Origin of the sequence: Paenibacillus sp. FSL K6-4396 (assembly GCF_038002525.1) — a bacterium.
Lineage (GTDB): Bacteria > Bacillota > Bacilli > Paenibacillales > Paenibacillaceae > Paenibacillus > Paenibacillus amylolyticus_B.
Map to the genome: position 1 here is coordinate 187,003 of NZ_JBBOCR010000001.1, position 22,955 is coordinate 209,957.

Sequence of the window (22,955 nt, forward strand, 5' to 3'; positions counted from 1 at the left end):
GTGCGGAGGAAATACAGATGAACAAAAAAAGTGTACGCGATATCGAATTGACAGGAAAACGGGCTTTTGTCCGTGTAGATTTCAATGTGCCGCTCGAAGATGGTAAAATTACAGATGACAAACGTATTCGTGCGACGCTTCCTACAATCAACTTCTTGATTGAAAAAGGCGCTAAAGTCATTTTGGCAAGCCACATGGGTCGTCCTAACGGCGAAGTGGTTGAATCCTTGCGTTTGACTCCAGCAGCTGAGCGTTTGTCTGAATTGCTTGGTAAAACAGTTGTTAAAGCTGACGGTTCTGTTGGTGACGCTGTTAAAGCTCAAATCGCTGAACTGAACAACGGCGACGTATTGTTGCTTGAAAACGTTCGTTTCCACGCAGGCGAAGAGAAAAACGATCCGGAACTGGCAAAACAATTTGCTGAACTGGCTGACGTTTTCGTTAATGATGCGTTTGGCGCGGCTCACAGAGCACACGCTTCGACTGAAGGAATCGCTCACTTGCTTCCAGCAGTGTCCGGTTTGTTGATGGAGAAAGAACTTGAAGTGTTGGGTAAAGCAATCTCCAACCCTGAGCGTCCTTTCACAGCTATCATTGGTGGATCCAAAGTTAAGGACAAAATCGATGTAATCGACAACCTGCTGAACATTGCAGACAACGTGATCATCGGTGGCGGTCTGACTTACACGTTCTTCAAAGCACAAGGACATGAAATTGGACAATCCTTGCTGGATGATTCCAAACTTGATGTTGCTCTCGGTTTTATCGAAAAAGCGAAAAAACTGGGCAAAAACTTTTACCTGCCGGTAGATATCGTAGTGTCTGACGATTTCAGTGCGAAAGCAAACACACAAATCGTTGACATCGATGGTATCCCAGCAGATTGGGAAGGTATCGACATCGGTCCTAAAACACGTGAGATCTATGCTGATGTAATCAAAAACTCCAAATTGGTTGTGTGGAACGGACCAATGGGCGTATTTGAAATCGAGCCATTCTCCCACGGTACTCGTGCAGTAGCGGAAGCTTGCGCTGAGACAGAAGCTTACACTGTAATTGGTGGCGGTGACTCCGCAGCAGCAGCAGAGAAGTTCAAATTGGCTGACAAAATGAACCACATCTCTACAGGTGGCGGTGCATCGCTCGAGTTCATGGAAGGTAAAGTACTTCCAGGCGTAGTGGCATTGAACGACAAGTAAGTTTTAGTAGCCTATAGCATGAAGGAGTTGAAACCCATGAGAACACCGATTATCGCAGGTAACTGGAAAATGTTTAAAACGGTTTCCGAATCCAATGACTTCATTCAGGAAGTTAAAGGAAAAGCGGAAGTTGAAGGCGTGGAGACTGTAATCTGCGCACCGTTTACGAATCTGCCATCTCTGGTAGAAGCCGTTAAAGGCACAAACATCAAAATTGGTGCACAAAATCTTCATTTTGAAGACAATGGTGCATTCACAGGTGAAATCAGTGGTGTAATGCTGAAAGACCTGGGTGTGGATTATGTCATTATTGGTCACTCGGAGCGCCGTCAATATTTTGCGGAAACCGATGAGACTGTCAATAAAAAGTTGCATGCAGCATTCCGTCACGGATTGACTCCAATCTTCTGCCTTGGTGAGACGCTTGAAGAGCGTGAAGCGAACCAAACAAAAGACGTATGCAAAGTGCAAACAGTAGCTGCTTTTGCAGGTCTGTCTGCAGAGCAAGCGGCACAAGTTGTTATCGCTTATGAGCCAATCTGGGCGATTGGTACAGGCAAATCCTCCACTTCCCAAGATGCGAATGAAGTTATTGCTTACATCCGTACGCTGGTGAAGGATCTGTACAACGAGACGGTTGCGAATGCAGTTCGTATTCAATACGGCGGCAGTGTTAAACCGGAGAACGTAACAGAATACCTCGGACAAAGCGACATCGACGGCGCACTTGTTGGCGGTGCCAGCTTGCAGCCGGCTTCGTTCATCGCGCTTGTTGAGGGGGCGAAGTAAGATGACAGCTCCAAAACCTGTAGCACTGATCATCATGGATGGCTTTGGTCTACGTAACACGGTGGAAGGCAACGCGGTAGCGCAAGCCAAGAAACCGAACTACGACCGTTTCATGAGCCAATTCCCACATACAACACTCACTGCTTGCGGTGAAGCTGTAGGTTTGCCAGAAGGGCAAATGGGAAATTCCGAGGTAGGTCACCTGAACATTGGTGCCGGCCGGATCGTATACCAGGATTTGACCCGTATCTCCAAATCCATTCGTGACGGCGAGTTCTACGACAATGAAACACTTGTCAAAGCGGTTCGCGAAGCGAAACAAAGCGGCAAAAAGCTTCATCTCTACGGCTTGTTGTCTGATGGCGGCGTACATAGTCACATCGACCACCTGTTTGCTATGCTGGATCTGGCCAAAAAAGAAGGAATGAATGATGTATATATTCATGCTTTCATGGATGGCCGTGATGTTATGCCAGACAGTGGTAAAGACTTCATGCAGAAGCTGATCGCCAAGATTGAAGAAGTCGGTGTAGGTAAAATTGCAACGGTTCAAGGCCGCTATTACGCGATGGACCGTGACAAACGTTGGGAACGGGTTGAGAAATCATACCGTGCCATCGTTTATGGAGATGGACCCAAATACACTGACCCACTCAAAGCGGTTGAAGAATCGTATGAGAAGTCCGTATTTGATGAATTCGTTGAACCAACGGTTATCGTCAAAGCGGATGGTGAGCCGGTAGGTTTGGTTGAGAGCGGCGATTCCGTTATCTTCCTCAACTTCCGTCCTGACCGTGCGATTCAGTTGTCGCAAGTATTCACAAACCAGGATTTCCGCGGTTTCGATCGTGGTCCGAAGTTCCCTGTGGGCTTGCACTTTGTATGCTTGACTTTGTTCAGCGAGACGGTTGAAGGTTATGTGGCTTATTCGCCGAAGAACCTCGACAACACCCTGGGTGAAGTTCTGGTACAGAACAATAAAAAACAACTGCGTATTGCAGAAACTGAGAAATACCCGCACGTTACCTTCTTCTTCAGCGGTGGTCGTGATGTGGAGCTTCCGGGCGAAACTCGCGTACTAATCAACTCACCAAAAGTTGCAACGTATGACCTGCAACCGGAGATGAGTGCGTATGAAGTAGCTGATGCATGTGTTCGCGAGATCGAAGCAGACAAACATGACGCCATCATTCTGAACTTTGCTAACCCTGACATGGTTGGACACTCCGGCATGCTGGAGCCTACCATCAAAGCGGTTGAAGTAACAGATGAGTGCATGGGCCGTGTTGTGGATGCGGTACTTGCCAAAGGCGGCGTTGTACTGATCACTGCGGATCATGGTAACGCGGATATGGTGTTCGATGAGAAAGGACGTCCGTTCACAGCTCATACAACGAACCCCGTTCCATTCATCGTTACGGATGCCAATGTAACTCTGCGTGAAGGCGGAATCCTGGCAGATATCGCGCCAACGATCCTTGACCTGATGCAATTGCCTAAACCGGAAGAAATGACAGGTACATCTGTCATCGCTACCCGCAAATAAGTTACGTAACAACATATATGAAATTGGGAAGTTTGGAGTTTACCCCTGAACGAAGGAAGCAGAAATTGTCTGAAGAAGCGTTAGCGTTCGCCTTTATCACATGATTCCAACTTATGAAAATAAGTTCAAAAGGAATCAGGGGATAACAGCGATCAGAGAACAATTCTGCTAACGTAGTGGAAAAGGGAAAACACAAGTGGTCCTAATTTATAATAAATTTACATTTAAAGGAGATTATCACAAATGACTATTATTTCTGACGTGTACGCTCGCGAAGTCCTCGACTCCCGCGGTAACCCTACAGTAGAAGTTGAAGTATACCTGGAGTCCGGCGCAATCGGACGCGCAATCGTTCCATCTGGTGCATCCACTGGTGCCCACGAAGCCGTTGAGCTTCGCGATGGTGACAAATCCCGTTACCTCGGTAAAGGCGTTCTGCAAGCTGTTAAAAACGTAAACGAAACAATCGCTCCAGAAGTTATCGGTATGGATGCATTGGATCAACTGGGTATCGACAAATTGATGATCACTTTGGATGGTACGCCAAACAAAGGTAAACTGGGTGCTAACGCAATCCTGGCTGTATCCATGGCAGTAGCTCGCGCAGCTGCTGACGCTCTGGACCTGCCATTGTACGTTTACCTGGGCGGATTCAACGCTAAAGCATTGCCAGTACCAATGATGAACATCATCAACGGTGGTGAGCATGCTGACAACAACATCGACGTTCAAGAGTTCATGGTTCTTCCAGTTGGAGCACCAAGCTTCAAAGAAGCTCTTCGCGTAGGTGCAGAGATCTTCCACAACTTGAAATCCGTATTGAGCTCCAAAGGCTTGAACACAGCTGTAGGTGACGAAGGTGGTTTCGCACCGAACCTTGGTTCGAACGAAGAAGCAATCACTACAATCATCGAAGCAATTGAAAAAGCTGGTTACAAACCAGGCGTTGACGTATTCCTGGGTATGGACGTTGCTTCCACTGAGTTCTACAAAGATGGTAAGTACACACTTGCTGGTGAAGGTAAATCTTACACTTCCGCTGAGTATGTTGACCTTCTGGCTTCATGGGTTGAGAAATACCCAATCATCACAATCGAAGACGGTATGTCCGAAGATGACTGGGATGGTTGGAAATTGCTCACTGAGAAATTGGGAGACAAAGTACAACTCGTTGGTGATGACCTGTTCGTAACAAACACTGAGCGTCTGGGCAGAGGTATCGACGAAGGTATCGGTAACTCCATCCTGATCAAAGTTAACCAAATCGGTACATTGACTGAAACATTTGATGCAATCGAAATGGCTAAACGTGCAGGATACACAGCTGTAATCTCTCACCGTTCCGGTGAATCCGAAGACAGCACAATTGCTGATATCGCTGTTGCAACTAACGCTGGTCAAATCAAAACGGGTGCTCCTTCCCGTACAGACCGTATCGCGAAGTACAACCAATTGCTCCGCATTGAGGATCAACTGGGTGAACTGGCTCAATACAATGGTCTTAAAGGATTCTACAACCTTAAAAAATAAGCTGGATATCCAGCTTTTACGGGCAAGCCGGGTAACCGGCTTGTCTTTTTTTGCAACGAAGTAATGGTATAACGTAAGGATCACGCAGATGGTGAAATTTAGGGCATTGTATAAACTGTACTACTTGTAGTACAACCATAGCTATGTTACAATTAAAGTAACTGTTTTTATGGTGAGATGTATGCCCACATGGGTAGGAGGTGGAAAGAATGGATATTGCTTTGAAATTGCTGCTCGTTGTTTTCTCGATCGGTCTAATCACTGTAGTATTGCTGCAGCACGGGAAAAGCGCTGGTTTGGCGGGTGCCATCTCCGGTGGTGCGGAACATCTTTTCGGTAAAACGAAAGCGCGCGGATTGGATCTCTTCCTGCAACGTGCAACGGTGGTACTGGGTGCAGGATTTATGATTTTGTCTATTGTTGTTACGGTGGTTTCCAAGTAAGACTTGGAACTGCTGTTCAATGAATAGCTTAAGCTAATGGCTTAATTGATGAACCTTCGTTTCGTGAAGAAACGGGGGTTTTTTAATAAATTCTTACGCGTCCAAACTTTTCCAACAATTTAATCTATAGACTCCATGATTTTCGGTCTTCTTCTCACTTCTGTTTGGTTTGCCTTCCTTAAAATGCATCACACCCCTAACATGTATGGTATGTCCCTCGCTTATTCGTTACGCGAACTCACTCCCTATAATGAATGTCATGTGTACAGAAAATTTCCGGACGTAGTCCTTTTCCAGATGCGCACAGCACGTGTATCGCATAAAATGTCTGTAGAGATACGTGAAAGCGTGATTTTGAGGAGCGCATGGCCACTGTGGTTTTTTTGCGAGGTACGGATGGGCCAGATTGAATTCGTGTATACTAGGGTATGAGATAGTATGGTTGTACCACTACTTCTCTTCACAGTAGTGATATTGTATTGCATGAAAATGGTAAGAATTCCGATACATAAAGAGATAAGACTTGCTTACACTTTTATGTTTCCCGAGGTGAATATATTAATGATAACAGAACAACAATTGCTCGACTTCATGCGGGAAACCGCTTATAAACCCATGACTTATCAGGAGTTGGAACAGCACTTCGCTATTGAAGATGCAGCTGATTTCAAAGCCTTTTTGATTATGCTGAATGCGCTGGAGGAATCCGGTAAAGTTTTGCTGACCCGTAACAATCGCTATGGCATGCCAGAGCGCATGGATTTGGTACGTGGACGTTTACAGGCTCACGCCAAAGGTTTCGCTTTCCTTATTCCTGAGGATCGGGAGCACCCGGATGTGTACATTCACGCCAATGACATGAAGAGTGCGATGAATGGCGACACGGTATTGGTTAAAGTCACATCTCAAGGACCTTCAGGCGGTCGCCTGGAGGGTGAGATTGTCCGTATTGTTACTCGTGCTGTGACACAAGTCGTTGGTGTGTTCCAGAGTCATGAGGTGTACGGATTTGTCATTCCGGATGATAAACGGATTAATCGCGATATTTTCATCCCACGTACCAACTTTGCTGGGGCGGTTGATGGACAGAAGGTCGTCGCAAAAATCGTCAGCTATCCGGAGGGCCGTGCGGCAGCCGAGGGTGAAGTGATCGAGATTCTCGGTCATAAGGATGAGCCGGGCATTGATATTTTGTCTGTCATTCGCAAGCATCAATTGCCTGAAGCTTTCCCGGATGAAGTGGTGGAAGAGGCGGAGAAAGCACCCGACTCCATCACGGATGAAGAAATTGTACAACAGGGTCGCCGTGATCTGCGTGGACTGAACATTGTCACGATTGATGGCGAAGATGCCAAGGATCTGGATGATGCTGTTAACGTAGAGAAGCTGCCTAACGGTAACTATCGTCTGGGTGTTCATATTGCCGACGTTGGCTATTATGTACAGGAGAATTCCAAGCTCGATCAGGAAGCCTACAACCGCGGATGCAGTGTGTATCTGGTGGATCGGGTTATTCCGATGTTGCCACAGCGTCTGTCCAACGGAATCTGTAGTTTGAACCCGCAGGTAGACCGTCTGACCCTGTCTTGTGAGATGGAGTTTAACGACCAGATGAAGGTTGTCAAACACGACATTTTCACGAGTGTAATCAAAACCAAAGAGCGGATGACGTATTCCAACGTTCGTAAAATCCTTGAAGGTGAAGAGCCGGAATTGCTTGAGCGTTATAAGGATCTGGTGGATGATTTTCATTTGATGAAAGAAATAGCCTTAAAGCTGCGAGCGATGCGTATGCGTCGTGGAGCGGTTGACTTTGATTTTGAAGAATCCAAAATCATTGTGGATGCAGAGTGCAAACCGATCGATATCGTGAAACGGGAGCGTTCGATTGCAGAGCAGATCATTGAGGAATTCATGTTGGCAGCGAACGAAACAGTGGCAGAGCATTTCCACTGGTTGAAGGTTCCTTTCATTTATCGTGTGCATGAAGACCCGGATCAGGAAAAACTGCAAAATTTCCTCGCCTTTGCGGCGAATTTTGGACACCAGGTCAAAGGACGTGGCAATGCGATTCATCCAAGGGCGCTTCAATCGTTGCTTGAGGATATCAAAGAAACGAAAGAACAAACCGTGATTAGTACGATGATGCTCCGTTCCATGAAACAGGCGAAGTATGACTCTGAAATGTCAGGGCACTTTGGCCTCGCGGCAGAATTCTATAGTCACTTTACGTCTCCAATTCGTCGTTATCCCGACCTCGTCATTCACCGGGTGATTCGCGAAGTCATTGAAAATAATGGTGCTTTGCCGGAGAACCGTCAGGAGTATTTGGCAGCACGTATGGCCGATATTGCCCAGCAGTCATCGGAACGTGAACGTGTGGCGGTAGAAGCTGAGCGGGATACGGAGAAAATGAAAAAAGCCGAGTACATGCTCGATAAAGTAGGCGAAGAGTTCGAAGGCATGATCAGCAGTGTGACCAGCTTTGGTATGTTCATTGAACTGGAGAACACGGTTGAAGGTCTGATTCGTCTGAGCGCGCTCACGGACGACTATTACCATTTTGACGATCAGCATATGGCTCTGATTGGTGAACGTACCTCGAAAGTCTTCCGCATCGGTGATGAAGTGAAGATCCGTGTGGCACGTGTAAGCATGGAAGAGTATACGATTGATTTTGAAATGGTGGATATGAAACCTCGCGGCGAACGTCCTGGCGGCTTCGGTGGTGGACGTGGCGGTAAGGGTGGACGTCCTAGTAGCGGCGGCGGACGCGGAGGTGCCAAGGGTGGACCAGGTGGATTCAGTGGTTCGCGTGGCGGCAAAGGTGGCTCAGCCAGTGCTGGAGGAAACCGTGGTGGCCGATCAACGGAAGAGAGCAGCAAAGGTGGACGTGGCGGTCGCAGCGGAGCAGCGAGTGCAGGTACGGGCGCAGGCTCATCCGGTGGCTACGCAGGTAAAGGCGGCGGGAAACCGAAAGGTGAGCGTCGTGCTGGTGATGCTGGCGGATCGACTGGCCGGGGCAAAGGCGCGGTGAGCTTTGGTTTTGGCTCAGGTAAAGGCGGTTATAGCTCTACATCGGGTGGATCGGATAGTGGTTCAACCGGTGGACAAGGAAGTGGCCAAAGCAGCGGCAGCGGTCGTGGTGAAGGAAGCTTTAAGTCCGGCAAGGGCGGCGGTAAAGGTGGCAAAGGCGGAAGTGGACGCAAAAACACTTCGCCAAGTGGCGTATTTATTGGAGAGAATGCAACTCCTGGTGGCGCTCAGGAAGGCGGAGCACCACGACGTAAGCGGAAGAAGAGCAAAGGTGCAGCGGGTAACGGAACGGCAGCTTTTGTACGGAAAAAGAAAAAATAAAGCTAACGTAACTTGAAGAGATGGATTACCATTCGTTCCTCTACTAGGTTAAGCGTTGGAGAAATAGTCACTTTCCGTTGTGTGTTGTTTCGCTCAGTCTGGAAGTGGTGTAATGAGGAGGGGCGGCAGAGGTCGCCTCTTTCTTGATTTTAACAGCCGTACTTGCTACAATTAAGGTCTGGCACGTGGTACCTTGGTGCAACAATGGGTGCGCTGCTATAGAGCATGGTACCGGCTTATTTTACGGAGAAGGAGTGAGGACATGGGCAAGAATGACGGACAGAGTAAAGTGCTCGCACAGAATAAAAAGGCTTCCCATGACTACTTCATTGAAGATACGTATGAAGCGGGCATGGTGCTTACCGGAACGGAGATCAAATCTCTTCGTAACGGCCGTGCGAATATTGGTGATGCATTTGCCACGATTCGGAACGGTGAGATTCATATTCACAATATGCATATTAGTCCTTTTGAACAAGGGAACCGAAATAATCCGCTCGATCCAACACGTACGCGCAAGTTGTTGATGCATAAAGTACAGATTCACAAGTTGCTCGGGCTGTCGAAACAGGATGGGTACAGCATTGTTCCGCTGAAAATCTATATCCGCAACGGTTATGCCAAGCTTTTGCTTGGACTGGGTAAAGGTAAGAAGCAGTTTGATAAGCGTGAGACTGCAGCCAAGCGGGATGCACAACGTGATATTCAACGGGTACTGCGCGAGAAGCAGAAGGTTGCGCGTTAAGTGGAGCGTTGGGCGTGAAGGCTTTACTTTAGGTGGTATAAGATAGTTTTTGTGATGAAGCTAGGAAGATTGATGTATGAGTTAAGGAGTCTCAAGGTTTGTCCTGCAATGGGCAAGATTGAGGCTTTTTTATTTTTAGTGGAAAGGGGATGTGATGTGAGTATGTGAGTTGCTGAAGTGAATTGTGTCGTAATTTCCTTTGATATGTGTTGAATGGAAGTCGGTAGGAGCATGGAGCGTTGATCAATCTAAATTTTTAGCCTTTGCGTAGTTTGCCTGAAACGTGGGTAAGATACTTAGGTGCCGTTGTTCGTGATCCGATCTGGGTAAACTTTACTTCCGAATGGTGACGCGGTATAATATGTAGACGATTGAGCCTGTTGTATTGGATAACTTTGTACACGTGCTCAGTCTGCTGGAATGTCTTCCAGCAATCTGTACTATATCGGCTTGCTGCTCTATGTTATGATTACTCATGTAGCAGACAGGAATGCCGAGTTTGAAAGAAGCATCTTTTTACCTTGGAGGAAAAAGATGTGCAGCACCTTTGCTCCGTATTCACGGATTAATCCTGGAGCCCTTCTTAATTTGAGGGGGCGTTTATGGATTCGACGGGGATAGTTCGAGCATGGGTAGCGGGTAGTGGGGACGCGTCCGCTTCATCAACGCTAAAGCCTATTAAACGGCAAACAACAAACAAACTACGCTTTCGCAGCCTAAGAAACTGTGTGCGTGCTTCTACCCTGCATCGCCCATGTGACAGGGATAGGGGCTAACTAGTAGTGGGATACGCTGTCACATCTCCGCCTGGGGTGTGCTGAAGAAGACAATCAGGCTGACCCAACGTATAGCCGGTTACGGGGCGATACTCGGGTGACATCAAAACTGTGACTACACCCGTAGAAGCTTATGTGCCGTTATCTTCGGACAGGGGTTCGACTCCCCTCGCCTCCATTAGAGTCAAGAAACCATCAACCAGTAATCTGGTTGGTGGTTTTTTAGTTTATGATATAATAAGTATAAATTTAGATTGGGGGACTCCAGATGTTTGAAAATCGAGAACAGCTCCAAGAAATTTTGAAAAAAGCAAATCAACATGCACGGAAACAAGCTAAAGAATCAGGTGCCTCTATTTATTATATAAAGAACAACAAACGCGTTCGTGAGGATGCTGATGGTAATAAATTCGAAATTATATTTGATGCTACTGGGAAACGCCAGGAGTTGGAGTATCATGAGTGAAATCAGACCAGTCATGACTGTGTTTGCTGGAACCAATGGAACAGGGAAAAGTACACTCAGCATGCAAATGAGAGAGTGGCTTGGTGAACTGATTGATCCGGATCATTTGTTTTAAAATATGGAAATGCTAAAGAAAACAGTGACTACACCCGAAGAAGCTTATGTGCCGTCATCTTAAGACATAGGGATTTACTCCCTCCTCCCCATTTTAAAAGAATACTCATAAAGTCTTTTTTCTTGAAATTAAATGTAGACATTGCGTAGACACGCACTGAGGGGCTTCACTGATTAATGGCCTTAAGTTCATTTGAATTTGGTATAGACATGTATGTATACATTTATGTCTATAATGAACAGTTCAGTTGAGCGACTGCGTTTTTTCATATAACGGGCAGGTTAGTATAACTAAATTTTCTTTCTTTTTTATAAAGTTATAGAACATGCCTACGCAAAGAGATAGATGATAAAGTTATATCAATCGGGTTAATTCTGATGGGATCTATAAGGACTTAATTTTATTGAAAGGAATGTTAAATAAATGAAAAAAAAAGTTTTAATCATTACTGGCACCATTATATTGTTTATATCACTTATTATTGGAGTATCTATTGCTTGGAAAAGTAATATGGATTTAAAATTTGAAGAAGAAAATGAAATTACTAAAATCAGTCCTAATACATCTAAGGAAACACAAACGCTAACTTGGGATTTGATGGGTGATAAAGAAGATCCTGTGAAAGATTATTTTGTTTCAATAGGGTATCCACACATTAAACTTAATGTAAAAAATACAGGAGTGCACTCTTTTAGAGTAGAGGTAAAGCACAACATTAAGAATACAGTTATTTTTGATGAAAATGTTACATCAGGTGCAACAGTAGAATTAATAAATAATGATCATATGCCGCTCGTTCCTTCAGGTGCCTATACTGTAACTATTTATGGTGGATCAGGATTACCCAAAGGACAAGTTCTTCTTACACAATCAAAGGAACCATTTGAATGACCTCATAAACTTAGACAAATATTATTGAAACTTATTTGACATGAACTCGGTATCGTCCCGGACTCATGCCTTTTAATTTTGTCTTAATGCATTTGTGGTTATAGTAATCCATGTATCGTGCTAGTTTTTGCCTGAGTAATCGATATTTTTAAACTTATGAAGGTAAAGAAACTCTGAATTCATCATGCCTAAGTAGTTTTTCATGACTGGGTTATCATAAAAATTCCCTTTGCGTGAGATGCTCTGGATAATCGCTTCTTCCTTTAAAGGCTGTCGATACTGCAAGGTTCCTTTATAGGAGTGAATCAATAGTTCATCAGGCATAGGGCGATAGCCATAAAGATCCTGATGTTCCTCGTAAATGGAACGAACAAGGAATTTCAGATCTGTATCTAGTTCGTTTTATTCAAAACTGCTTCACGCAGTAATAACATCTGTGCTGTTTCATCAAACGCTAGCAATGCAACAACCTCAAGCCTTAATTCATATATTTATGATTTTGTTTCGTATAGTGAGTTTACCTTTTTTTTGAATTAGGGCATACGACTAGTTTTATGTAGGTTTGCCCAAGGGTGGACTAACTTTATTTCACTAATGGTCTAGATAGTTTCGTTTTGTATAATAATGTAGTTAATTTATCGGTAATTTACTGTAAATAAATATTTAGTATGCTTGCTGTTTCTACCAGTCTTTACTAAGGAAATTCTATCTCGCACGTGCAGTCTGAAAATAAATATTTCCAATTTTATGTATTTACGTATCAATAAATAATTGCGCAGAATCGCTCACGTATCTTTCTCAAGAGTAAACTAAGGTACTTGATTTAAAAATCTATCCCTATCCTTTACAGTTTGAAAAGAGGGCGGCCCTCCGTCATTGTTTATGACTATTGGGTCAGCCCTCTTGTTAGATTAAAACTCTTACCAAGGAGTGTCAGAAGCTTTCATTATTATTGTTCCTTTTGGGATAGCAGTGCCACCATAAACAGTTACTTTGTAATCTCCAGAAGGAACAAGTGGATTAGCATCATTATTATAGAAATTCACTCCTACTCCATTTGCTTCAACGGTTTTATTAAAGATAATTGTACCCTTAGTCTTATGCTTTACTTCAACTCTAAAAGATTGTGATCCTGTATTTTTAACATACAGATTAATATGTGGATATCCTATCTGTATTGTCCAATTACCATAGGGGTCAGCTTTGGTGTTTTTTAATAAATCCAATTCAAAGTTTTTATTTTGGATTGCAGAAGGAGTAAATACATTATCCTCAGTTCCTACCTCAGATAATGCATTTTCATTTGCTGAAGCTACACTAGCAACCCCAGTTATAAGAGAAATAGATAATGCACTAGCACCAATAATCTGCATAAATTTGTTTGTCATTCACTTAACTTCCTCTCGATAATATATATGTTTTTTATTTCATTGATATTATAGCACAAAAATGTATATATTATATATTATACCAATTAACCAATAATACGACAATTATCGACACGTATCTTAGGTATCAAGATCTAATTTCTTGTCTATTTTTATAAAATTTATCCAAAAAATTATATCGTATTCTTCGGGTAGTATCCTATCAATAAGTTCACTTTTATTGAGTCGCTTGGATTTTATAGATTGCAAAAAACACAGAATCGTTAGTCTGACTCTGTGTTTTTTTGTTATATGGTTATCTTTCTTTCAACTTTTCGTGCTAATTTTAATGCGCCTTGATCAATATATTTCATATAATAATGCGAAAAAATAAATAAGGGAACCATGGAAACTAGGAATGTAAACGCATAGGCTAAATTGTAACTGAAATATTGAATTACTTTACTAAACAGGAACGCAGAGAATGTATTTAGGAATGTAAAGTGAATGAGATATAGGGAAAATGAAATCTGTCCTAAATAAACAAAAGGTTTCCATCCAAACACATGCTGCAATACTTTTGAACGAAGTAGAGCAAACAATATTAAAGCAGAACCCAGGGTTCGGGCAAGAAGTCGTGGATCAATGTCAGTTTGACCCCATTTATTAATGCTTTTAATTAACACTTCTATAGGAGCATACATAGTCCCCAATAATGAAGTATAAGGCGCCGATCCAAGATAAATCCCCACTAAAAGAACAAGTGCTTTCAATATTTTACTTTGTACCCACTTGTGCTTGAGTAAATCGGCCAGCAGCATTCCCCATAAAAATGCAACAAAATAGGTTTGAATAAGAGCAATTGATAAGACCAAATATACAATCCATCTTTTTTTAACTCGTCCAAATAACGAAAGAAAACCGAAAATCAAAAAAGATCCTAATAGCTCATAGCTCATTGTCCAAAGGACTGGATTGTAAGGATGTGCTTCAAAACGGAAAAACGGATCATATATAGCAGCCTTAATAACGGTATATATATTAGTGTTTAATGCGTAGTAGTCTTTTTTCATGTCAGTCCATGTTGTATCCCATATATCTTGGAGATGAACGGCATTCGTAATAATTGCTAAATACACAAGCAATACGGATATCGCTGCTGGCACTGCAAGCCGAATGTACCTTCTCAGTGCGCTGGAACGTAACAATTTCAGAAAAGTTTCACTATCGAGCTCTTCTTCATACATTTTGACACTCAGCACGTAACCACTTAGAACAAAAAACAAACAAACGGCAAATTGTCCATTATAAAATAAATTAATTGGAGAAATTCCGTACCAAGTATCCCATGCAGAATGTGATTGTTCCACTCTCCCGCTTAGTGCAGCTGGGTAAAATACTTGTATGTAGTGCGAAATTACCACGGCAAATGCCGCGAGACCCCTAAGGCCATCCAGATAGAATAGCTTTTTCCCAAAAGTCTCTTTGTTCATTTTTACCCCTCTTTGTCCATTAATGAGGCCTATTATAACATATGATGTTGCAGGAATATGCTGATTTATTCTAGAGAGGTTGTCAAGCTTGCGACTAACCATATAGTACTACCACTAATTTTTGTAGGTCGATTATGATTTTTTACTTGAATCTAATGAATTCGACTCTAATTTTGAAGAACAGGAATAAGATGCAACTATTATAATAAAACCTTTCGTTTTGTAATACTTGAACATTAGACGGGATCTTATATAAAGCTGTGATTCATTTGGGATGCGATAATTTACATGCACCGTACTATAGCCTGAGCTTATCTGTAGAGAGGGCAGAGAGTACCACTTGCATAAGGAAAGATACAACAGTGGTCAGACCTGTTTAGAAGAAACTTGTGCTTAGCTATTCGCAAAAAGATGGTGAACATTCTTTTTAGGCTAACTATATATTTCCAATAAATAGTAAATATATTTTGGGCAAAAAGAAAGGATTACGATTTGAGTGAATCAGCGCATTACGGTCTTTGTCCGTTTAGATATAGACTTGAGATGTTTTATCAAGAAGTGCTTATGTATTGTAATGAGTAGCATCTAGAAAACTAGAAATTTTTGCACATGGTATTTTTCAAATCAAAATTTTGGTTTGACAGAGGAATTAAAGAAAAGTTCCTAAAATTAAGACCATTAGATATACTAATGAGTTTTTCGTAAATTTACATGCAGAATACTAGAGAGGAATGATAGGATTATTCCCTGAATTTGGTCCAATAAATTAGCACTCCATAGAAAATCAATTCAAACAAAAAGTTTATAACGGCATTATATAACAAGTTCATCTTTGAGTTAACATGCCTGACAAGCATTTTAGGTACTGATTGAATATTAAAGGAAAACTTAACAAAGCTTGAGCCTCTTTCACAGACTGGCCTATAATATACAATTGTATAAAAACCGAGGTTAGAGCATCGGCACGAATGGAGGATCAGATTGGACACAAATAAAGATGAAAATACAAAAGCGAACACCAAATTAATGAAAGATTGGCCCCCTCGTTTCAAAGAGTTCATTCAACGCAAGCCCAGGACACTGGCTTTTAAAATCCCGTTTGCCTACTTTGTCATTATTCTGCTAACGGTGGCGTTCAGTGCGTTGGTGCTGAATCGAATCTCGGAAAATGACGCGCAGCGAAAGATCAATGAAGCATCACTGCAGACAATCACATCCATTGAGACCAATGTTAATCTGATGATCGGGAACGTGAACAATTATTCGAAGATGATTTTCTCCGATCCCAACTTGCAGAACCTGCTGCGGCAGGGCAATGTGTACTCCAATTTACAGACACAGTCCAAGGTCAGCGCGTATTTGACCAATCTTATGCAAGCGGTTCCAATTATTAATTCAGTCTATATTTACGATAATTCGGGTCACCGATTCTCGGTTGGTACACAGGAATGGCCTACGTTTATGGAAGCGAGTGTAAAGGAAGCACCGTGGTATGAACAGGCTTTGAAGCACAACGGACGATATCTGCTCAGGCTGAATGGTGGCAACAAAGATAGCGGAGTCTCGGCCATGGGGGAGAATGATGGGCAAGAGGTGGTCTCGTTTATTCGCCTCATTCGGGATCTGGATGATACGTCTCCGCTTGGATTTCTGGTCATGAACATCAAGGGGGCATCCATCGCTCAGGCCTACGCTAACCTGTCTGCACCGGATTCATTTCAGGTGGCCATTCTGGATGAGCATCAGCGGGTGATCGCAACCAACGCAACTGATGGAAAGAAGGACGTGTCTGTGGTATCCGACGCATCCATATCCTTGTCTGCGGCTTCTGGACAGGAAGGCATGCACGAGATGTTAGAGGCCAATCAGGCCAAGTTAAAACAAGCATTTCAAGAGCAGCCCTCCGGCTTCATCACCTTGCAATCAGGTGGTCAGGAATATGCGGTGACCTATCGTTCGGCTGGTGATGATCAGTGGAAATTCATCAGTATGAGTCCATACCGGGCTACCGATACCCGTAATAAATCCATGGTTCTGCTCGCATTGATCCTACTGGCAGTTAATGGGACTGTCTTTTTTGTCAGTTCATTCATCATCTCGCGCAGTGTCATCAATCCGATTCACAAGCTGCTTCGTGCCATGCAGAAAGCGCCAAGTGGCAACTTCCGCAAAGTGACGGTTGAGTTGAACAGCTACGAGTTCGCACAGTTATATGGAGGATACAACCAGATGATTGAGCAGATTGACCAGATGCTGAAACGAATCATTCAGGAGCAGCAGACGATCCGCCGTGCAGAGCTGAATACACTTCAGGCGCAGATCAAGCCGCATTTTTTATACAACACACTGGACTCTATCACCTCCTTGGCGATGTCGGGCATGAACGATAAGGTATGTGAGCTGTTAGAAGCGCTCGGAAGTTACTATCGACTGAGTGTCAGCAAAGGCCGTGAACTGATTTCACTGCACGAGGAGGTTGAGATTGTACGCAATTATCTGACGATCCAGCAGGTTCGCTACCCCGGTGTGTTTGAGGTGCAGTACGATATCGATTCAGACTGTGAGCGGGTGATGATTCCCAAGCTCGTGCTCCAGCCGCTGGCGGAAAATTCACTGTATCATGGCATTCGTCCCAAAGGCAGCCCAGGTAAGATACGCATTCAAGCACGTCGATTCAAGGAAGGGGTACTTCTAACGATTACTGACGACGGAGTTGGCATGTTCGAGGAAGAGATACAGCAGGTTCAACGCAAAGAAATAAACCGTTCTAACCGTTTTGACTCAACGAACTCATCTAATTCAACTAATCTTTCCAATCCTTCCGATCTTTCCGATCTTTCCGATCTCTCTAATTTTTCTAAGATTACCTATAACTCTAAACACAATCCAAGCTTTGGCTTATGGGGAACGATGGAGCGACTTCGTATTTTCTACGAAAGAGAGGATGGACTCAAGCTGGAGAGCGAGGTTGGAAAAGGAACCACCATTATCATAACGATCCCGAAGGGAGCTGATGAATCATGGAATTAATTTTAGAACCTTTAAAGGTGTTGATTGTGGACGATGAATACCTCATCCGAAATCTGCTGCGTATGCGTATCGATTGGGAACAGCAAGGTATGTTCATCGTTGGCGAGGCCTCCGATGCTGCGGAGGCTTTGGATCAGGTGGAGCTATTGCGTCCAGACATCGTGTTCACGGACATATACATGCCCAAGATGGACGGTATTGAACTGAGCGGCATTCTCATGGAGCGCTACCCGAGCCTGAAAATCGTGGTCGTGACGGGACATGATGAATTTGAGTATGCTCGTCAGAGTGTGAAGCTGGGCATATCCGATTTTATTTTGAAACCCATCCGTGCTTCTGAGTTATTACAGGTTACGACGAAGCTGCGAGCGTTAATCAAGCAGGAGGTCGGGCGCGAGTACGAGCTGATGAAGTTGCGGGAGGAGATGGAGCAGAGCTTGCCTTATCTCAGGGAGAGGTTTGTGAATCAATGGTTAATTCATGAGGTGCCTGAGGATGAACTACACGAGAAGGCGCGATTCTTCGGCATTCCTTTCTCGTCTAGTGAACCGGGATTACGCATCGCAGTAATGGATGTGGAGGTTGCTGTACCGCAAGTGAAGATAGCTGCACCAGAGGTATACCCACATCTGCCCGAGACATCTCATCAAGTTCATGAAGCTCTTCAAGCTCATCAAGCCCGTCAACCGCACCAACTCAGCCAAGTTCAACGAGAGCCTCAACACAATCAAACCCATTTAAGCCGGCATCAGATAGAAGCCCATCCACAACTCGCTGAGGAAATACATATTCTGCTGCGAATGGTAGGCATGAAGCAGGTGCAGGCTTTTTATCCGCAGGATTCGCACACCCTTATCGTTATGGACCCGCATAACCGGATCGTTGTACTCTCGCTTGGTGTGGATACGGAATTTGCCAATCAGGTACAGCAGCTTCAGGAAGAACTTCAACATACGCTTAAATTCGAAGGGTGTGAAGTTGATGTGACCGTAGGGATTGGGCAATGGCAATCAAGATGGGAAAAGGCCTGTGTGGGATACCGGGAAGCTTGTCGTGCACTCGATTATCAGGCGTTTGTAGGGAAAAATCAGGTTATTTGCTTCGAGGATCTGGTCATCGAAAGCGGGAAGAGGCCCTACCACTCGAATGCTCAGCTGCTCCAACAACTGCAATTTAACGTGAGTGTTGGTGCGGGGGAAGAAGCGGTATTGTTACTGGAGCGAATGCTGTCTGTGCCGTTCTCGGACGTTTCACAGTTTCGGATGGCAGCCATGGATGTGGTTACGGAGTGCCAGCGTGCTGCCATAGAGCAGCAACTTGAGGGAGAGCACGCATTGAACAAAGAGGCCGTTGCGGCTATTTTTACAGCAAATCATCTGCCTGAACTAAAAAGTATGCTGGAACAGCATGTCCGCGCCGTATCGGATGTCATACAAGCCAAGCGACAGGCCAAGGAAGGCAACCTGATCGACCGGGTCATGGCTTATCTTGAAGAGAACATGGGCAATGCGGAAGTGGGGCTTTCCAGCACCGCGGCTGCTTTTTACGTAAGTTCGGGCCATCTGGGGCGGCTGATGAAAAAAGAAACCGGGCAGACATTTGTGGAATATCTGACCCAACTCCGCATGAAGAAGGCTGAACTGCTGCTGAAACAGACGGATCTGAAAGGTTATGAGATTGGGGAGCAGGTAGGCATCCCGGACCCACACTATTTCAGCGTCTTGTTCAAAAAACATATCGGCCGATCCATGAATGAATATCGAAATGTAAAAACATGAAAAAACGAGAATGTAGTCTGGAGTGTGGGGAGTGCGGCGAAGGTCTGAGCGTAAACCCGCTTCCGGTTCCAATTCCACATATGTTCGAAAATTACAAATCGATGCCTGTTTTCTAAATGGAGAACAAAGCACAGTTTGACTAAAATATGGGCTAGAACCAACGAAAACACATAGGGAGGTCCGTAGATATGAAAGCGCTATTAAAAAAATCAGCAAGTCTAATTCTGACGCTGGGCATTGTAAGCAGTCTGGTAGCATGTTCATCCGATTCGTCCGGCGGTGCACAGGGGGGAAGTAATGGAAAGATCAAGCTGACGCTATGGGATCAATCGGTCGGCAATACCGATCCTTCGGCCAAGCTGCTGCCCGAGATTGTGGAGAAATGGAACAGCGAGCATCCAGACATTCAGGTTGAACGTACGGGCACGACAGGAGAACAGTACAAAACCAAAGTCAAAACATCGATTGCAGCTGGTGAAGCGCCGGACCTGTTCTATGGCATGGGCGGCGGCAGCTTCATGCAGCCGTACATCAAATCCGGTAATGTGCTGGAAATCTCAAGTTACCTGACGGACGATATCAAAGAACGGATGGGCCCGGGTATGGCTGAGGCGATCAATATGGACGGCAAAATCTACACGTTGCCCGTTTACACACATATCGCCAACCTTTACGTGAACACGGAATTGTTCGAGCAGGCGGGTGCCAAGATTCCGACCACCTATAATGAACTGTTGGATGCAATCGAGAAGCTGAAAGCGGCAGGAATTACTCCGGCTGTGATTGGGGAAAAAGACCGTTGGCCGGGCATGTACTGGTACGACATTATTGCGATGCGCCAGGCAGGCAATGCTGCGGTGATGGAAGCTTTTAAAGATCCGTCAAAGTGGGATTCGCCCGACTTTGTGGCCGCCGCGACCAAAATGCAGCAGCTTGCGCAAGCAGGAGCTTTCAACAGCAGCATGTTCAGCATGAGCTATGACGAGATGCTTGGGGCTTTCAATGCAGGTAATGGGGCGATGATGTTCCAGGCCAACTGGGTGAATGCAGGAATTGAGGATCCGTCCTCCGTAGTCAAAGGCAAAGTGAAAGTGATTCCTTTCCCGGTGTTTGAGGATGGAAAAGGCACAAATACCGAAATCTTCGGCGGAGCTGTCGATGGTTTCTACATCAACCAGAATACCAAACATCCGAAAGAAGCTGTGGAATTCCTCATGTATCTGAGTGAACAGCTTGGTACGCAAGGTTTCCTGGCCGGAGCCGGTCTGCCAAGCTGGAAAACAGATGCACTCGACACGTCCAGTCTGTCCTCCCTGGATCTGTCTGCGGCAGACATTATGAAAACGGCGACCTCATTCATCGCGTGGTGGGATAACATTCTGCCAGCGGAGTCTGCCGAAGCGCACAAAAACCTGATTGCCCAGCTGCTTGCCGGCGATATAACACCTGAGGAGTTCTGCAAACAAATGGCACAGCTCAAACCAACAGAACTAAGTCTGTAGGTTAAACAGCTAAAACCCAAACAAGGCGTGGTCCGGTATATCCCGGTCACGCCTTTGAGAGGAGAACAATAATGAACTCTGTATTTTCCAATAAAGGCACGATCGCCGTCTTTGTACTGCCCACCCTGATTCTGTTCTGCGGCATTGTGCTTATTCCGATCTTTGTCTCCAGTTATTACAGTCTGCTGGACTGGAACGGCGTAGGCAGGGGGACATTTATCGGCCTGGACAACTATGTGGAGATGTTTAAGGATACCCGTGTGCTGAATTCGATCAAAAACTCTCTGTTATTCGCGGGTGCTTCGGTGTTCATTCAACTGCCGATCTCGCTCGTGCTCGCATTGATTCTGGCGTCCAACGTCAAGGGGGAAGGGTTCTACCGGACCGTGTATTTCATCCCGGTATTGATCTCGACAGTGGTTATTGCCCAGTTGTGGTCAAAAATCTACAATGCTGATTATGGCCTGCTGAACGTGCTGCTGCAGAATATCGGCTTATCCCACTGGGCGCAAGATTGGCTGGGTCAGAAGCACACGGCACTTGCGGCTTCTTTTATCCCAACCCTATGGCAGTACGTGGGGTATCACATGCTGCTGATGTATGCAGGAGCGAAGTCCGTGTCTCAGGATGTGCTCGAGGCTGCTCGAATGGATGGTGCTTCACGTCTTCGCACGGCGTGGTCCATTATGATCCCTTTAATGAAGCCCATCCTGAAGGTAAGCCTTGTATTTTCGGTCATTGGCGCATTTAAGGTGTTTGACCTGATCTATGTGCTGACGGGCGGCGGCCCGTTCTATACCACTGAAGTACCGAGCACGCTGATGTACGCCACCATTTTTGATACGTTCCGGTACGGATATGGCAGTGCAATCTCGGTATTTATCATTGTGGAGTGTCTGGTATGTACGATCCTCATTAATTCATTGTTCAAAACGGAATAGAAGGAGGCATGAGGCATGAGTACCGTAGAAGTCATGTTGCAAAAAAAGCCCAAGCCAAGGTCCATCTCCGGACCAATCGGGAAAGTGTTCCTGCAAGCGTTTCTGATCCTCGTCGCAATTGTGCAGATCTACCCGCTCATCTGGCTGGCGCTGTTTTCCTTGAAGGATAACAGTGAAATCTTCAGCGGCGATGTTGCCGGATTGCCAAAGGCGTTTCTGTGGAGCAACTATACTAAAGCCATGTCCGACGGCCATGTGCTGACCTATTTTATGAATAGCGTGCTGGTCACAGCGGCCTCCATTGTCTTGGTACTGATCTTGTCTTCGATGACGGGATACGCAATCACAAGAATGAATTGGAAGCTCAGCGGGCTCACGATGACGATTATTTTGCTGGGCATGATGGTGCCGATCCATGCGGCACTGCTGCCATTGTTTATTATTTTGAAGAATCTGAGCCTGCTCAACAGCTATTGGTCACTGATCATTCCCTATGTAGCGTTTGGCATTCCGATGGCGGTATTCATTCTGGGCAGCTTTTTCAAAGGTATCCCGCGAGAGATGGAAGAGTCGGCGGTGATCGACGGCTGCGGCATCTACCGGACGTTTTTCTCTATCATTCTGCCTCTAGTAACCCCGGCTATATCAACGGTAGCCATCTTCACGTTTTTGTCGTGCTGGAATGAGCTGATGTTTGCGGTCACGTTTATCAATAACACGGCTTATCAGACATTGACGGTGGGCATGATGTCGATGGTGGGAACGTACATTACGCAATGGGGCATCATTGGTGCGGGACTGATGATTACGACGGTGCCAACGGTGATCATCTATCTGCTGTTGAACAAACAGGTGCAGAAGAGCATGATCGCAGGTGCAATCAAAGGTTAGCTGGAGGCTGGACTGGAGGTGTGGCGGTAGAAGGGCTTGCTGCTCGCTCGCTGTACTCTCTTTCTGGTGGGTATCGGCTTGATTCGGGATTTCCCA

Annotated in this window: 19 protein-coding genes and 1 other RNA gene; 16 read left to right on the top strand and 4 right to left on the bottom strand. The window is 45.0% G+C overall.

The annotated features are described in order from the left end of the window. Positions 1-17: 17 nt before the first annotated feature. From MHB85_RS00920 to MHB85_RS00970, 11 genes are all read left to right on the top strand, one after another. Positions 18-1,199, top strand: a complete 1,182-nt coding sequence (locus MHB85_RS00920; protein WP_036616219.1) for a phosphoglycerate kinase — start codon at positions 18-20, stop codon at positions 1,197-1,199. A 36-nt stretch (positions 1,200-1,235) separates the two neighbouring features. Beyond that, positions 1,236-1,988, top strand: coding sequence for a triose-phosphate isomerase (tpiA, locus tag MHB85_RS00925; RefSeq protein ID WP_036616221.1), 753 nt, complete (start codon positions 1,236-1,238; stop codon positions 1,986-1,988). 1 nt (position 1,989) lies between these two features. After that, positions 1,990-3,534, top strand: coding sequence for a 2,3-bisphosphoglycerate-independent phosphoglycerate mutase (gene gpmI, locus MHB85_RS00930; RefSeq protein WP_091012033.1), 1,545 nt, complete (start codon positions 1,990-1,992; stop codon positions 3,532-3,534). 243 nt (positions 3,535-3,777) lie between these two features. After that, a complete protein-coding gene (gene eno, locus MHB85_RS00935; protein ID WP_062837741.1) occupies positions 3,778-5,064 on the top strand; it encodes a phosphopyruvate hydratase in 1,287 nt (428 codons plus the stop codon). Positions 5,065-5,273: 209 nt separating this feature from the next. After that, positions 5,274-5,507, top strand: a complete 234-nt coding sequence (gene secG, locus MHB85_RS00940; protein WP_036616231.1) for a preprotein translocase subunit SecG — start codon at positions 5,274-5,276, stop codon at positions 5,505-5,507. Between the two features lie 561 nt (positions 5,508-6,068). Then, the gene (rnr, locus tag MHB85_RS00945; RefSeq protein ID WP_341072242.1) at positions 6,069-8,864 is read left to right on the top strand and encodes a ribonuclease R; all 2,796 of its coding nucleotides are present in this window, start codon (positions 6,069-6,071) and stop codon (positions 8,862-8,864) included. Positions 8,865-9,126: 262 nt separating this feature from the next. Further along, positions 9,127-9,609 carry an SsrA-binding protein SmpB gene (gene smpB, locus MHB85_RS00950; protein WP_076254288.1) on the top strand — a complete coding sequence of 161 codons (483 nt, stop codon included), beginning with the start codon at positions 9,127-9,129 and terminating at the stop codon, positions 9,607-9,609. Between the two features lie 592 nt (positions 9,610-10,201). Then, positions 10,202-10,566, top strand: a transfer-messenger RNA (tmRNA) gene (gene ssrA / locus MHB85_RS00955). An 87-nt stretch (positions 10,567-10,653) separates the two neighbouring features. After that, the gene (locus MHB85_RS00960; RefSeq protein ID WP_192136219.1) at positions 10,654-10,851 is read left to right on the top strand and encodes a hypothetical protein; all 198 of its coding nucleotides are present in this window, start codon (positions 10,654-10,656) and stop codon (positions 10,849-10,851) included. After that, a complete protein-coding gene (locus MHB85_RS00965) occupies positions 10,844-10,966 on the top strand; it encodes a hypothetical protein (RefSeq protein ID WP_274599305.1) in 123 nt (40 codons plus the stop codon). The genes MHB85_RS00960 and MHB85_RS00965 overlap by 8 nt, the downstream gene beginning before the upstream one ends. Before the next feature lie 423 nt (positions 10,967-11,389). Further along, on the top strand, positions 11,390-11,857 hold the full coding sequence (locus MHB85_RS00970) for a hypothetical protein (protein WP_192136218.1): 468 nt from the start codon (positions 11,390-11,392) through the stop codon (positions 11,855-11,857). Positions 11,858-11,888: 31 nt separating this feature from the next. Here MHB85_RS00970 and MHB85_RS31170 read toward each other — a convergent pair whose 3' ends face one another. The 4 genes from MHB85_RS31170 to MHB85_RS00985 form a co-directional block, all read right to left on the bottom strand. Then, positions 11,889-11,969 (bottom strand): IS3 family transposase, encoded by an 81-nt coding sequence (locus MHB85_RS31170; RefSeq protein ID WP_192136243.1) that lies wholly within the window; start codon positions 11,967-11,969, stop codon positions 11,889-11,891. Positions 11,970-11,977: 8 nt separating this feature from the next. After that, positions 11,978-12,181 carry a hypothetical protein gene (locus tag MHB85_RS00975; RefSeq protein ID WP_341072243.1) on the bottom strand — a complete coding sequence of 68 codons (204 nt, stop codon included), beginning with the start codon at positions 12,179-12,181 and terminating at the stop codon, positions 11,978-11,980. A gap of 596 nt (positions 12,182-12,777) precedes the next feature. Further along, a complete protein-coding gene (locus MHB85_RS00980) occupies positions 12,778-13,245 on the bottom strand; it encodes a hypothetical protein (RefSeq protein WP_192136217.1) in 468 nt (155 codons plus the stop codon). A gap of 287 nt (positions 13,246-13,532) precedes the next feature. Continuing rightward, a complete protein-coding gene (locus MHB85_RS00985) occupies positions 13,533-14,717 on the bottom strand; it encodes an acyltransferase family protein (RefSeq protein WP_341072245.1) in 1,185 nt (394 codons plus the stop codon). 981 nt (positions 14,718-15,698) lie between these two features. On the opposite strand from MHB85_RS00985, the gene MHB85_RS00990 reads away from it, so the two are divergent. From MHB85_RS00990 to MHB85_RS01010, 5 genes are all read left to right on the top strand, one after another. Beyond that, positions 15,699-17,747, top strand: a complete 2,049-nt coding sequence (locus MHB85_RS00990) for a cache domain-containing sensor histidine kinase (protein WP_197997953.1) — start codon at positions 15,699-15,701, stop codon at positions 17,745-17,747. Continuing rightward, positions 17,738-19,525, top strand: coding sequence for a response regulator (locus MHB85_RS00995; RefSeq protein ID WP_192136215.1), 1,788 nt, complete (start codon positions 17,738-17,740; stop codon positions 19,523-19,525). The genes MHB85_RS00990 and MHB85_RS00995 overlap by 10 nt, the downstream gene beginning before the upstream one ends. 188 nt (positions 19,526-19,713) lie before the next feature. Then, the gene (locus tag MHB85_RS01000; protein WP_192136214.1) at positions 19,714-21,027 is read left to right on the top strand and encodes an extracellular solute-binding protein; all 1,314 of its coding nucleotides are present in this window, start codon (positions 19,714-19,716) and stop codon (positions 21,025-21,027) included. Between the two features lie 71 nt (positions 21,028-21,098). Next, a complete protein-coding gene (locus MHB85_RS01005) occupies positions 21,099-21,968 on the top strand; it encodes a carbohydrate ABC transporter permease (protein WP_091012051.1) in 870 nt (289 codons plus the stop codon). A gap of 15 nt (positions 21,969-21,983) precedes the next feature. Beyond that, positions 21,984-22,859 carry a carbohydrate ABC transporter permease gene (locus MHB85_RS01010; protein ID WP_192136213.1) on the top strand — a complete coding sequence of 292 codons (876 nt, stop codon included), beginning with the start codon at positions 21,984-21,986 and terminating at the stop codon, positions 22,857-22,859. The last annotated feature ends 96 nt before the right edge of the window (positions 22,860-22,955 follow it).